The sequence below is a fragment of the Streptomyces sp. NPDC127038 genome (assembly GCF_042725875.1).
In the GTDB taxonomy this organism is placed as follows: domain Bacteria; phylum Actinomycetota; class Actinomycetes; order Streptomycetales; family Streptomycetaceae; genus Streptomyces.
Genome location: NZ_JBHXDQ010000114.1, coordinates 1 through 13974 on the forward strand (window position 1 = coordinate 1; position 13974 = coordinate 13974).

Annotated in this window: 8 protein-coding genes; 5 read left to right on the top strand and 3 right to left on the bottom strand. The window is 73.2% G+C overall.

Going from position 1 to position 13974, the window contains the following annotated elements; genetic code table 11:
* Positions 1 to 350 precede the first annotated feature (350 nt).
* The gene (locus ACFWI4_RS40170; RefSeq protein WP_387206519.1) at positions 351 to 3710 is read left to right on the top strand and encodes a BTAD domain-containing putative transcriptional regulator; all 3360 of its coding nucleotides are present in this window, start codon (positions 351 to 353) and stop codon (positions 3708 to 3710) included.
* A gap of 7 nt (positions 3711 to 3717) precedes the next feature.
* On the opposite strand, the gene ACFWI4_RS40175 is transcribed toward ACFWI4_RS40170, so the two are convergent.
* Complete coding sequence (locus ACFWI4_RS40175; RefSeq protein WP_387206521.1) at positions 3718 to 5874, bottom strand: sigma-70 family RNA polymerase sigma factor; 2157 nt, start codon at positions 5872 to 5874, stop codon at positions 3718 to 3720.
* Between the two features lie 285 nt (positions 5875 to 6159).
* On the bottom strand, positions 6160 to 6945 hold the full coding sequence (locus ACFWI4_RS40180; RefSeq protein WP_387206523.1) for a TetR/AcrR family transcriptional regulator: 786 nt from the start codon (positions 6943 to 6945) through the stop codon (positions 6160 to 6162).
* A 372-nt stretch (positions 6946 to 7317) separates the two neighbouring features.
* Here ACFWI4_RS40180 and ACFWI4_RS40185 point away from each other — a divergent pair, with 372 nt between their 5' ends.
* From ACFWI4_RS40185 to ACFWI4_RS40195, 3 genes are all read left to right on the top strand, one after another.
* Positions 7318 to 8682, top strand: coding sequence for an NAD(P)/FAD-dependent oxidoreductase (locus ACFWI4_RS40185; RefSeq protein WP_385402528.1), 1365 nt, complete (start codon positions 7318 to 7320; stop codon positions 8680 to 8682).
* 129 nt (positions 8683 to 8811) lie between these two features.
* The gene (locus ACFWI4_RS40190; protein WP_387206525.1) at positions 8812 to 10479 is read left to right on the top strand and encodes a SpoIIE family protein phosphatase; all 1668 of its coding nucleotides are present in this window, start codon (positions 8812 to 8814) and stop codon (positions 10477 to 10479) included.
* Positions 10480 to 10673: 194 nt separating this feature from the next.
* Positions 10674 to 11489 carry a class I SAM-dependent methyltransferase gene (locus ACFWI4_RS40195; protein WP_387206527.1) on the top strand — a complete coding sequence of 272 codons (816 nt, stop codon included), beginning with the start codon at positions 10674 to 10676 and terminating at the stop codon, positions 11487 to 11489.
* A gap of 96 nt (positions 11490 to 11585) precedes the next feature.
* Here the strand turns inward: ACFWI4_RS40195 and ACFWI4_RS40200 are convergent, their stop codons facing one another.
* Positions 11586 to 12860 (bottom strand): MFS transporter, encoded by a 1275-nt coding sequence (locus tag ACFWI4_RS40200; protein WP_387206529.1) that lies wholly within the window; start codon positions 12858 to 12860, stop codon positions 11586 to 11588.
* A 183-nt stretch (positions 12861 to 13043) separates the two neighbouring features.
* Between ACFWI4_RS40200 and ACFWI4_RS40205 the strand changes: the two genes are divergently transcribed.
* Positions 13044 to 13592: a MarR family winged helix-turn-helix transcriptional regulator gene (locus ACFWI4_RS40205; RefSeq protein ID WP_387206531.1), complete on the top strand. Its 549-nt coding sequence runs from the start codon at positions 13044 to 13046 to the stop codon at positions 13590 to 13592.
* Positions 13593 to 13974: the final 382 nt, after the last annotated feature.

Genomic DNA, 13974 nt, shown 5'->3' on the forward strand with positions numbered 1-13974 from the left:
GTGCCGGTGCATCAGGCCGTCGCCGTTGGATGAGGCGTGACCGTCGGTGGCGACGGCCATCGATGTACCGGCACGGCCCCGACGGCCCGGATCCCGACTGCGGGTGCGTCCCCATTTCGGCTCCGGCCGGAGGCAGCCGCATTTCAGCTCCGGCCGGGGAAAGATTCAGCCCCTCCGGCGTTTGAGGAGCGGGGGTCCGGGGGCGGAGCCCCTGGGTACGGGTCGGGTAGGGGCGGAGGGGGCGAAAGAAGGCTGTTGCGGGGCCCGGCGCCGGGGAGCTGGGAGCAGCGGGGGTGGGCTCGCCCGGGTAAGGCGGTGACCTCGGGGCGGTGGGCGGTGAGAATGGGGGCGTGCGGTACAGGATTCTGGGGGTTGCCCAGGCGGAGGACGACCGGGGGACCCTCGTCACGGTGGGCGGCCCCCGGGTACGCGCGCTGCTCACCGCCCTCGCCGCGAACCCCACCCGCACACTCCCCCCGGAAACCCTCATCGACGAGGTATGGGCGGACGACCCGCCCCAGGACGCCCCCGCCGCGCTCCAGGCCCTGATCGGCCGCCTCCGAAGGACCATCGGCAGGGACGCCGTCGCCTCGGAGCCCGGCGGTTACCGGCTCAGGGCCACCAGGGACGACGTGGACCTGTTCGTGTTCGAGCGGCTCGTCACCGAGGGCAGGACCGCCCTCGCGGCCGACGACCCCCGCACGGCCGCCACCCGCCTGCGCGAAGCCCTCGCCCTGTGGCGGGGCCCGGCCCTCGCGGACCTCCCCGACCGCACCGCGGCGACCCGCCCGGAGGCCCTGCGCCTGGAGGCGACGCGCAGCCGCGTCGAGGCGGACCTGAGGCTCGGCCGCGCCGCCGAGGCCGTACCGGAGCTGAAGGAGCTGACGGCGGCCCACCCGTACGACGAGGCGCTGCACGCCCTGCTCATCCGCGCCCTGCGCGAGTCCGGCCGCAGCGCCGACGCGCTGGCCGCCTACGAGGACGTACGCCGGGCCCTGACGGACGGTCTCGGCACGGACCCCGGGCCGGAACTGCGGGACCTGCACGCCGCGTTGCTCGCCCCGGGGGAGACCCCGGAGCCGCGGGAAGCCGTGCCCGCCCCGGCCGCCGTTCCCCACGACCCCTCGCGCGACGGGCGCACCGGAAACCTCCGTCCGCGTCTGAACTCGTTCGTCGGGCGGGAACGCGAGGTCGGGGCCATCCGTTCGGATGTGCAGAGGGCACGCCTGGTCACGCTGACCGGACCGGGCGGTTCGGGAAAGACCCGCCTCGCCGAGGAAGCCGCCGCCGGGCTTTCGCAGGCGTGGCTGGTCGAGCTGGCCCCGCTCGACCGGCCCGAGGCGGTCCCGGGCGCGGTGGTCAGCGCCCTCGGTCTGCGCGAGACCGCGCTGATCACCAACGAGATGGCGGTCCCGCAGGACGACCCGGTCGCCCTGCTCGTCGAGTACTGCGCCCAGCGCGGCCGACTCCTGATCCTTGACAACTGCGAGCATGTGATCGACGCGGCGGCCGGGCTCGCCGAGACGCTGCTGACCCGCTGCCCGGGGCTCACGATCCTCGCCACCAGCCGTGAACCCCTCGGTGTCCCCGGCGAGTTGGTGCGACCGGTCGAACCGCTCCCGCCCGTCTCCGCGCGCCGCCTCTTCATGGAACGGGCCTCCGCCGTGCGCCCCGACGCCGCCACCGCGCCGCACGACGCGGCCGCCGTGGACGAGATCTGCCGCCGGCTCGACGGTCTGCCCCTGGCCATCGAACTCGCGGCGGCCCGGCTGCGGCTGCTCACCCCGCGGCAGATCGCCGACCGGCTCGACGACCGCTTCCGGCTGCTGACCTCCGGCAGCCGGACCGTGCTGCCGCGCCAGCAGACCCTGCGCGCCGTCGTCGACTGGTCCTGGGACCTGCTCGACGAACGGGAGCGGACCGTGCTGCGCGAGGCGTCCGTGTTCGCGGGCGGCTGGGACCTGGCCGCGGCGGAGGCCGTGTGCACGGGTCCCGCGGCCGACCTCGTCGGCGCGCTCGTCGACAAGTCCCTCCTCGTCGCGACCCCCGACGGCGAGGATGGTACCGACGGCACGGGCGGCGGCATGCGCTATCGCATGCTGGAGACCATCCACGAGTACGCCGTCGAGCGCGCCGCCGAGGCTCCCGCCGCGCTGGCCGCCGCCGAACGGCGCCACCGCGCGTGGGTGCGCGCCCTGGCCGAGGAGGCCGAGCCCCAGCTCCGCTCGGCCGGGCAGCTCCCCTGGATCCGGCGGCTGGAGACCGAACTCGACAACATCCGGGCGGCCCTCCAGCGCGCGATCACCGCCCAGGACGAGGAACAGGCGGCGGCCCTGGTCCTGGACATGGGCTGGTTCTGGTGGCTGCGCAACTTCCGCCACGAGGGCATCCGCTGGACGGAACTCGTCCTGAGGCTGGGGGCGTTGCTCGACGCCTCGGGCGACGGCCGCGCCGCGGCGGACAGCGGTCCCGGGTCAGCGGGAGCCGCCGGTCTCCTGGCCGCGCTCGAACAGGTCGATCCGGTGGCCTCCTTCCTCGACCACCCCGAGCGCGACGAGCGGCACCCCCTGCACGCCGCCCGGATGCGGGTCCGCATGCTCCACCTGTTCATGAAGGTGGACGTCGTCCCGCTGGACGAGTGGGAGGACAAACGGCTTCGGGAGTACGTGGAGCGGGTGCGGGGCGCCTTCGAGCGCGGCGGTCCGGACGCGGCGCGGATGCCGGGGATCGTCTGGCCGATGGCCGCGCACTTCCTCGGCGACCCGGACGACATGGCCCCCGCGATGAACGCGGCCGTCGCCAACTGCCGTGCGTACGGAGGCGAATGGGAGATCGGCGTCTCCCTGATGTTCCGTACGCACATGGTCGTCGACGCCCCGGGCGGCATGCCGGGCGTGGACGAGGACCTGGAGGAGCTGCGGGTGCTCAGCCGACGGGTCGGGGACCGCTGGATGCGCGCCCAGGTGTGCAGCGCGGCCGGTGAGGCGGCCATGGCGCGCAGCCGGTACGAGGAGGCGAAGGGCGAGTACGACGAGGCGCTGCGGCTCGCCCGCGAGGTGGGGGCGTACGCGGAGGTGCCGTTCCTCATGGCGCGGCTGGCCGAGATCGCCCACCGCGCGGGCGAGCGCTCCCTGGCCCTGGCGACCCTGGACGAGGCGAGCGCCGCCGCCGACCGCTACGGGGTGACGGACTCCCGGGCCTTCGTCCATCTGCTGCGGGCCCAGGTGGTCCTGGACGGCGGGGAGGTCGCCCTGGCCCGGGAACTGTGCGAGAAGTCCCGGGAGGAAGGCCTGCGCGGCACCCCGCCGCCGCAGTTCACGGCGGGGCTGAACTGGATCGACGCGCTGGTCACGGCCGCCGAGTCCGGCCCCTTGGCGGGCCTGCGGAAAATGGCCGCCGCGCTGCGGTACGCGGTGGACGTGCGGTGCGCCGACGTGGTGGCGTCGGCCTTCGTCGAGAGCGCCGCGCGGCTGCTCACCGAGGTGGGCGCCCACGCGGCGGCGGCACGGCTGATCGCCGCCGCCACCGGCTGGCGCGGCGGGGATCCGCGTTCCGCCCATGAGGGCGCCGACGTCCGGCGGGTCGAGGCCGCCGCCCTTACGGCCCTCGGCCCGGAGCGCTACGCGGCGGAGCGCGCCCGGGGGGCCGGCTACACCCAGGAAGAGGCCCTCGGCGACCTGACCGGGGCGCTGGAGGCCCACCCCGGCTGACGGGCGGTCACCGGCACCGGAACGTCGATTCCGCCCAGTCGCCCAGTGATCCCGAGTCGAACGGGTGACGGGGTTCGACGACGAACCGGACCGTCCGGCGGCCGGTGAGGTCCACATGGACGGGGACCGCCGGGTCGCCGCCCTCGATCACCGGCGACCGCCACAGCAGGGCCCCGTCCGCGTAGACGGAGAACCGCAGCCTGCCCAGGCCCCGCATCAGATCGTCGACGCCGGCCTCGGCGTCGTACGAGGTGCAGTCGCGGTTGAGGTCGACGGTGACGGAGGAGCGGCCGTGGACGGTGACGCCGTACGCGTAGCGGGTGTCGTCGATCCTCATCCTGTTGCGCTGCCACACCCAGCTGCTCTCGCCGAGCCGCATCTCCGGTGCGGTGTGGTCGCCGGTGACGTCGTACTCCAGGTCGCTCCACCGGTAGACGGTGGGGGCGGGCGGGGGAGGCGTCGGGGTGGGGCTCGGGACGGGGTCAGGCGAGGGCGGCTCGGGCGAAGGCGTCGGAGCGGGCGAGGGCGCGGGCGCCGGGGTGGGCCTGGGGGACGGACTCGGGGCCGGTGCCGGTTTCGGTGCCGGTTTCGGGGCGGCTTCCGCCGCTGCCGGGCGGGGTGCCACGGGGGCCGGTCCCCGGGCCGGTGGCACGGGCCCGGGTGCGGGGGACCTGCTGGGGGGCGCCGGTGACGGCACCGGTGCCTCGACGGCGGACGAGGCCGCAGGCCGGGCCTCGGGCCGCCGGGCGGGGCCGTCGTTGCCGACCAGGGCCAGCGCCACCGCCGCCGCGGCCACCGCGACGACACCCGCCGCGATGCCCGCCTTGACGGGCGCGCCGAGCCCCTCGGAGAGCGCTGCGCCGCCCCCGGCGCCCGCTCCCGAGGAACCGCCGCCCGCCACGGCCGCCGCGCCCGCGGCCCCGGCCGCACCCGCTCCGGCGCCCCCGGCGACGAGCGCGAGGACCTTCGCGTATCCGGCGGCACCGAACCAGCCGATGACCGCGACCGGCACGACCGCCGGGATCCCGCCCGCCACTTCCTTGATCTGGCCCGCGGCCAGCCGGCATCGGGCGCACTCCTCCAGGTGCTTGCGCAGGCCCCGTTCGGCGCGGGTGCGCAGGCCGCCGCGGGCGAAGGCGCCGAGCCGGTCGGCGTAGCGGGCGCACTCCTCGTCCGTGGTGAGCGAGGTGCTCACGTGCGCCTGTAGGTAGGCCTGTCTGAGCCCCTCGCGGGCGCGGCTGGCGAGCACGCGGGTGCCGTTCGCGTCGAGGCCGAAGAGCGTGGCGACCTCGCTCGGGGACTCGTCCTCGACCTCGGTGTGCCACAGCACGGCCTGCCAGCGTTCCGGCAGCGAACGGAAGGCCCGCATGGCCATCGACTGTTCGGCCTCGTGCATCGCGCGTACGTCCGCGCCGAGGTCGAGGGTGTCGTCGTCGGAGACCTCGGAGCCGCGGGCGGCCTGTGCGGCGAACACCGCGAAGTCCTCGACCAGTTGCTCGCGCTTGGCCGTCCTGGTCCAGTGCGCGGCGACCCGGCGGACGGTGGTGAGGAGATAGGCGCGCACGGCGTGCTCGGGGCCGCTGCCGCCGCGTACGGCCTGGAGCATGCGGGCGAACACCTCGGCCGTGAGGTCGTCGGCGGTGTGCGGGTCGCGGCAGCAGGTGCGGGCGTAGCGGCGGACGGCTTCGGCGTGCCGGCGGTACAGCTCCTCGTAGGCCGTGTCGTCGCCCGCGCGCATCCGCTCGATCAGACCGGCGTCCGGCGGGGGGAGGTCCACCGCGGACGGCGATTCCCGAGGGGGCGGCAGAACACTGGCCTCGCGCGGGTCCCAGCGGTCGCGCTGCGCGGGCACACCGGCCTCGGCGGTCGGGCCGGTCGCGGTGTCCGGGGCCGTGCCGCCCGGGACGTGCGTGTCCGCGCCGTCCATCGCGTCACCGTGCGGGTCTGCGTCCTCCGGGGCGCGGCCGTGCGGCTTCCCGAGGTGCGGGGCGTCACCGTGCGGGCCCGTGGTGTGCGGGCCACCGTCGTCCGGGACATCGCCGCGCGCTCTCGTGCCGTGCGGGCCGCCCTGGCTCGGCACCTGCCGTGACGGTGAGCCACCGGTCTCCGTGCCGCCGTCGGCGCCGCCGTCACCGAGTGACTCGTCCCGCCCGTCGCCGCTCACGCCGAAAAGCCCCCGCCTGCACACTCGGACCCGAATACCGGGACAGAGTGCCACAGGGTCCCCGAGTGGCACCTCTTCGTTCGAACCAACCACTCGTCCGGGGGGACTTGTCGCTCGGCAGTACTAACCGGCCCCCGTTCGGGGAATGGTGAACGGCCGTCGCGTTCCGACGGCCTCCGCCCGAAAACGCGATGCTCCCGGACACGAGTCGTCGTGCGGGACTCGTGTCCGGGAGCAACGGTGTGCTCAATCACCCGGCCGTTCCGCCGGGGCCCTCGGCCCGGTTCACGCCGGACGCGAGCGCAGGCCCTCCAGCAGGATGTCGAGGAGCCGGGCCGAGGCCGCCGCCTGCTGGGCCGCGTCCGGCAGCGAGGGTGCCGCCGTCGCGATGACCAGCAGGACGTCCGCCACGGTCACGTCGGCGCGCAACTCGCCCGCCGCACGCGCCCGGTCGACGAGCCGCCCGACCACTTCGAGCAGCGCCGCCGCCCCGGCGTCGTCCACCTCGGCGATCACCGGCTCCTCCACGGGAGCGGGCCGCTGCTCGACGAGCCGCAGCTCGGGCGCGGCCTGGGACCGCTGCTGCGGCACCCGTGCCCCGTCCGTCTCCGGACCGTCCTCGGCCACACCCACCCGCAGCACCTGCGGAGGCAGCAGCCGTCCCGCGCCCGAGGCCACCGACGTGCGCAGGAAGCGCGAGAGCGCCGACCACGGCTCGTCCTCCTGGCCGAGCGCGGAGCGGGCCTGGTCCGTCAGCCGGGAGGTCTCCTCCTCGGCTATCCGGCGCACCAGGACGTCCTTGCTCGGGAAGCGCCGGTACACCGTGCCGACACCGACCCGCGCCCGCCGGGCCACGTCCTCCATCGGCGCGCCGTACCCCAGCTCGCCGAAGACCTCGCGCGCCGCCCGCAGTACATGTTCGAGATTGCGCTGTGCGTCCACACGCAGCGGCGTCGTGCGCGATCCGTCAGCCGGACCGCGGCCGTTGCCGCTCGTCGCCGCCGCGCCGTTCAACGCACCACCTGGTGCGATGGCTGACGCGGAAGACCAATGAGAGTCCTGAATGTGCATAAGCGTTCCCCCGGTAATGACGTCTCCCCCCGGAGACACTCCCCGCCATCGACAGACCGGAGCGTGTGGAACAGCCGTTGCGCGAGCCCGTCCCACGGACCCGCCGAGCGCATCCCCCTACACCCCGTCGACACACGAACATAGTTGAGAGGGGGTCAATTCAGAAGGGGCAGGTTCCGCACAGAGCGCCCCCCGATCGGAGTACGGACCCCGTACGTCCCGATTGCGCCCTGTCCGGGTACCCCTCCGACCGTCGTGACCTGCGGGTTTTCCCTAGAGTCCGGCAAATCGGCCAACTCTGCACGTTGTCGGCGACCGGTCACACAAATTGTCGGGGCTGTGGACAAACTCCGGAGCGGAGTGCGTCATGGGATGGTGAAGGAACGTGCGCGCATTCTCATCGTCGGCGGCGGCTACGTCGGGATGTACACCGCCCTGCGCCTCCAGCGGCAGTTGAAGCCCGAACTGAAGCGGGGAGAGGTCGAGATCACGGTCGTGTCGCCCGACCCGTACATGACCTATCAGCCGTTCCTTCCCGAAGCCGCGGCCGGCTCGATCTCGCCGCGTCACGTGGTCGTCCCGCTGCGCCGGGTCCTGGACCGCTGCCGGATCGTCATCGGCGAGGTCCGGTCGATCGACCACGCCAAGCGGACCGCCACGCTCACCACCCTGGCCACCGAGGAGGAGGGCGCGGGCGCCGAGCAGATCCCGTACGACGAACTCGTGCTCGCCCCCGGCTCGGTCTCGCGCACCCTGCCCATCCCCGGACTCGCCGAGTTCGCCATCGGGTTCAAGACGGTCGAAGAGGCCATCGGCCTGCGCAACCACGTCATCGAGCAGATGGACATCGCCTCCTCCACCCGCGACCCCGCCGTCCGCGACGCGGCCCTGACCTTCGTCTTCGTCGGAGGCGGCTACGCCGGCGTGGAGGCCCTCGGCGAGCTGGAGGACATGGCCCGCTACACCGCGCGGTACTACCACAACCTCAAGCCCGAGGACATGAAGTGGATCCTCGTCGAGGCCTCGGACCGGATCCTGCCCGAGGTCGGTGAGGAGATGGGCAGGTACACCGTCAGCCAGCTGCGCCGGCGCAACATCGAGGTACGCCTGGAGACCCGCCTCAACAGCTGCGCGGACCGGGTCGCCGTCCTCAGCGACGGCGCGCGGTTCCCGACCCGCACCGTCGTGTGGACCGCCGGCGTGAAACCGCACCCCGTCCTCGCCGCGACCGACCTCCCCCTGAACGAGCGCGGCCGGCTCAGGTGCACCCCCCAGCTCACCGTCGACGGCGCCCCGCACGCGTGGGCCGCCGGAGACGCCGCCGCCGTCCCCGACGTGACCGCGGAACCCGGCAAGGAGACAGCGCCCAACGCCCAGCACGCCGTGCGCCAGGCGAAGGTGCTCGGCGACAACCTGGCGCACGCCCTGCGCGGCGAACCCCTGGAGACGTACTCCCACAAGTACGTCGGCTCGGTCGCGTCCCTCGGACTGCACAAGGGAGTCGCACACGTCTACGGGCGCAAGCTGAGGGGCTATCCTGCCTGGTTCATGCACCGCGTCTACCACCTCAGCAGGGTGCCGACCTTCAACCGCAAGGCCCGTGTGCTCGCCGAATGGACCCTGGCGGGTCTCTTCAAGCGGGAGATCGTGTCCCTCGGTTCACTCGAACACCCCCGTGCGGAGTTCGAACTGGCGGCCGGGGGAAAGCCTCCCGCCGACCCGAAGGGGTCGTCCTGACCGGACCGAGGAACTCCACCGGCAGGGACGGCGTCTGACGGAAACAGATCGGTCGGTCAGACTGCCAGACAGGTCCACGACTTTGGGCGGGTGAACCGCTCGCCCTTCTAACACGAGGCTTTCCCCACTGTGAACTTCACGCGCTGGAGCGCCCGGCTCCCCGGAACGCAGCGCCGCGCCGCAGCGCGGACCGATCACACGGCCGACCGGACGGCCGCCCCGGACCGGCGAGGGGAAGGCTCCGTGCCCGCGGCCCGCGTCGAGCGGCCGACCGACGACTCCGATCCCGGACTCGCCGTCGACCGGCTCCCGGCGCGCGCGGTCCTCGACCGCGTCCCCGCCCTCGTCGCCCTCCTGCACGGCCCCGACCACCGCGTCTCCTACGTCAACGACGCCTACACGGCTGCCTTCGGACCCCGCCCGACCGGAGAACCGGCGCGCGAGACCCTGCCCGAGCTCGACGAGCTCGGCCTGCTGCCGCTGCTCGACCAGGTCCTGCGCAGCGCCAAGCCCCGTACGGTCAAGTCCCGCAAGGTGTCGACCGGCCGCTCGTACACCTTCACCTGCACCCCCGTCGACACCTCCGCCGAACGCGACGGGCAGGGCGTCCTCGTCTTCGCCACCGACGTCACCGACCACGCCGAGGCCGCCGAGCGGCTGCGCGCCAGCGAACGCCGCCAGCGCGAGACCGCCGTCACCCTCCAGCGCTCCCTGCTGCCGCAGGAGCTGGAGGAGCCCGACGACCTGCGCATCGCGGCCACCTATCTGCCCGGCGGCACGGAGGCGGCGGTCGGCGGCGACTGGTACGACGTGATCACCCTCGGCGGGGGCCGCACCGCGCTCGTCATCGGCGACGTCATGGGCCGCGGGGTCCGCGCCGCGGCCGTCATGGGCCAGCTGCGCACGGCCGTCCGCGCCTACGCCCGGCTCGACCTGCCGCCGCACGAGGTGCTCCAGCTCCTCGACGGCCTGGCCACCGAGATCGACGCCAACCAGATCGCCACCTGCGTGTACGCGATCCACGACCCGAACGAGGGACGGCTGGTGTACGCCTCGGCCGGCCATCTGCCGATCCTGGTCCGCGACGAGAACGGCACCGTCCACCGCGCCGACGAACCCACCGGCCCGCCGCTGGGCACCGGCGGCTGGTTGCACGCCTCCGGCTCGGTGCCGCTGGCACCCGGCTCCACCGCCGTCCTGTACACGGACGGTCTGGTCGAACGCCGCGACGAGGACCTCGACGAGGGCATCGCCTCCCTGGAACGCGCCCTGGCCGGAGCCACCGGCGGCCCCCAGGTGATCTGCGACCGCCTGGTCCGCGCGGCCGGCGTCACCGCCGACCACGACGACGACGTCGCCGTCCTGGTCCTCCAGCACCCCTCCCGTACGGGCTCCGACGGCGAGCTCTTCCGCAACGCGGCCCTGGAGCTCCTCGGCGGCATGGAAGCGGCACCCCGCGCGCGTGCCTTCGCCTCCGGCGTGCTCGCCAGCTGGCGCTTCCCCGGCGATCTGCACGACCTCGGCGTCCTGGCCGCCAGCGAACTCGTCGCCAACTCCCTCCAGCACGGCACCCCGCCGATGCGGCTGCGGCTGCGCCGTACGGACCGCCGTCTGATCATCGAGGTCACCGACGGCGACGACCATCTCCCGCGCCGCCGCCGCGCGGAGCCCGGCGACGAAGCGGGCCGCGGCATCGCGATCGTGGCCACGATCGCCTCCGGCTGGGGCTCGCGCCGCACACCGGGCGGCGGAAAAGCGGTGTGGTGCGAGTTCGCGCTCCCGCGCGCGGGGAACTGATTCCGCGCGCCGGAATCCACCGCCGCACCCCCGGAGGAATTCCGGGACGCCAACGCCAACGCGAACAGAATGAGGTTCCGGGCTGGAAGGGGTCCGCCGGCCGGGTCCGCGCGGCCTCCTACGGGCGGCCCTGCCCACGGGCGTGTTCCGCGCGTCCCCTGGCCGGGAGGACCGCCCGGTGCTAAGAGCTCCCCATGGCAGACGAATCGGGCTTTCAGCTCAAAGGAAGTGGCCCCGAGCGCTACGAGCGGTACGCGGCGCCGTTCATGGCGCCCTTCGTGGAGGCGATCCTGGACGCGGTCGACCTGTATCCCGGCGCCAAGGTGCTCGACCTGGCCTGCGGCACCGGCTTCGCGGCCCGCGCGGCTGCGGCCCGGGTCGGCCCCACCGGCCGGGTCTCGGGAGCGGACGTCAACGCGGGCATGATCGGCGTGGCCGCGGAACACGCGCCCCGCATGTATCCGGACATCGAGTTCACCGTCGCCTCGGCCGACACGCTTCCCTACGAGGACGCGGCCTTCGACGCGGTCGTGTGCCAGCAGGGCGTCCAGTTCTTCCCCGACCTCGGCACGGCGTTCGCGGAAGTGGCCCGGGTGACCCGCCCGGGCGGCCGCTTCGCCGCGACCGCATGGGCCGCCAGGGACCTCATCCCGTACTTCGTCGCCCAGTACGAGGCGGTCGAGGAGTTCGGGGGCAAGGAACTCGCGGCGAACTACGAGGGTGCGTTCTCCGGCACCCCCGAACGTCTCTCCGCCGCCCTGGCGGACGCCGGCTTCCACGACGTCGCCGTCCGCCGGGTCACCTTCGGCATCGCCTTCCCGCCCCTGGACGCCTACGCCCCCGGCCAGCTGTCGTCCACATCCTGGGGACAGGCGATCGTCGACACGGCGGGCGAGGACACCCTCCTGCGCGCCGGACGGGCCGTCCACACCCGGCTCGCCGGGCACACCGCCCCCGACGGCACCGCCACCCTCCCCTTCACCGCCAACCTGCTGACCGGCGTCCGCTGAGGCCACGCACACGAAAGGGCCGCCACCACGTCCCTCCGTGATGGCGGCCCTTTCGTACGGCTGCGAGTCCCGTCCCCCGGCCCGACGGCCAGGCGGTCAGGCGGCCGCGGGTACGGGCTCGGCCGGAGCCCCGCCCTGTGCGACCACCCGGCTCTTCGCGAGCCACGGCTGATTCTGTACGGGGGTGAGACGCCGTCCGAGCCGCAGCGCCAGGACGGTGATGCCGAGGGAGAAGAGCAGGAACGTCACGACGTACGGGCCGTGCAGCGAGGCCCCCATCGGACCGCCCACCGCCGGGCCGATCGCCAGCGCGAGCTGCTTCACCAGGGCGAAGGCCGAGTTGTACTGACCCGCCATGCCCGACGGCGCCAGATCGGCGACCAGCGGGGCGACCGTCGGCGACAGCATCGCCTCGCCGAGCCCGAAGAGCGCGTACGTCGAGACGAAGGCCGCCGTGGCCATCGTCTGGCTGCCGTGCCCTAGGCCCGCGTAACCGGCCGCCACCCAGGCGACGGCCCAGATGAGCCCGACCGCCGCGATCACGCGCGAGCGCTTGCGGCGCTCGACGAACTTCAGCACCGCGAACTGCGCGACCACGATCATGGCCGTGTTCGCCGCCATCGCCGTGCCGAGCGCGGACGTGGAGATCCCGGCGGCCTCGACGCCGTACGCGGAAAGACCCGACTCGAACTGTCCGTAGCAGGCGAAGAACAGCACGAAGCCCAGCACGGAGAGCTGCACCATGGCCCGGTTGCCCAGCAGCTCCTTCCAGCTCCCGCCCCTGGAGCGCGGAGCGTTCCCGTCGATCCGCGGCGCGCGCGGCATCCGGATGGTCGCCATGATCACGACCAGCACCAGGAACATCGCCGCCTCGATCGCGAACAGCAGCGTGAACGAGCCCGCCCGGTCCGGGTCGACGATGTGGCCGCCGATGAGACCACCGACGCCGAGGCCCAGGTTCTGGAGGAAGAACTGGGTCGCGAAGGCGCGCGAGCGGGTGTCCGCGGAGGAGCAGTCCACGATCATCGTCGCCAATGACGGCTGCATGACGGCCTGTCCGGCACCCAGCGCCGCCGCCGACAGCACCACGGTCGTCGCGGTGTTCGCCAGACCGAGACTCAGCGCGCCCAGGGCGGCGGTGACCAGCGCGGTGAGCAGGACCGGCAGCGGACCGCGCCGGACGATCGCCCGGCCCGCGAACGGCAGCACGACGAGAGCGGCCACGGCGAAGACGGCGAGCACGACGCCCGCCGTCATGGAGCCGAGTCCCCGTACCTCCGCCACGTAGACGTAGAGGAAGGGGACGGTAAAGCCGAGCCCGAACGCGCCGAGCGCGTTGCCCACGTGGATCCGGCGCATCGCTGCGCCCATCGCCCTGGTCACTTTCACCTGCCTTGGTCGTGAAGCCGTACCGGCCGCCCCGCCGCGCTCCGTGTCCGTGACACGTTGCCCACGCATGGATGCAAGCCTGAAGACTTCAAAGCTAAATTTCGAAGTTGAACTCTACACCTTGAAGGACTTCGACACCAAGCGGCGTCGTGCGATACTCGGGCCATGGGCGACACCCCCGGCGTCAGCGAGCCGACACTCGAAGAACAGATCGCCGCCTACCAGCGCGAGTTCCAGGACCTCGACCCCCAGGTCGAGAAGATCGTCTCGGCGCTGTCCCGCCTCAACCGGCGGATGAACGTCGCCTACGGCCGCCAGACCGCGGCGCTCGGCATCAGCAACGCCGAGTGGGAGGTCCTGAAGGCGCTGGTGCTGGCCGGCGCCCCGTACCGTCTCGGCCCGAGCGAGCTCGCCAAGCGTCTCGGCCTCACCCCGGCCGCCATGACCCACCGCATCGACCGGATGGTCGCGGAGGGGCTGGTCACCCGGGAGCGCGACGAGTCGAACCGCGTGCGCGTCATCGTCGAGCTGACGGACGACGGCCGGGAGAAGTGGCTGGAGGCGATGCGTCTCGCCACGGTCTTCGAGGAGGACCTGCTCCAGGACCTCTCCACCGAGGACCGTGGTGTCCTGGGTGAGGTGCTGACCCGTCTGCTGCGACGGGTGGAGGACGCCCAGCCGGACGCGGGCGGCCGGCTCAGCGACCTCGATTAAAAGATCTTGACAGGGTCGGTTGACACGGCCCTGGCGGATCCGTAGAGTACTTCGAGTTGTCACGGGACCGGAACGGTTCTGCGACGGCACCTCCGCCGCTTCAGCGGCAATCAAACCACCAGCACGATCTCCCAGCCGGGATGAATTCGGCGTGCCCGAATTCAATTCGATTTGGGTCCGGCGGCCCGATTAGGAACTGCCGGGAAGATCCGCTAAAGTTTGAGACGTCGGAACGGCCCAACGGCCGGGAAGACAAACCCCGCTGACTGGGAGTCAGGCCCGAAAGAGTCTGATAGAGTCGGAAACGCAAGACCGAAGGGAAGCGCCCGGAGGAAAGCCCGAGAGGGTGAGTACAAAGGAAGCGTCCGTTCCTTGAGAACTC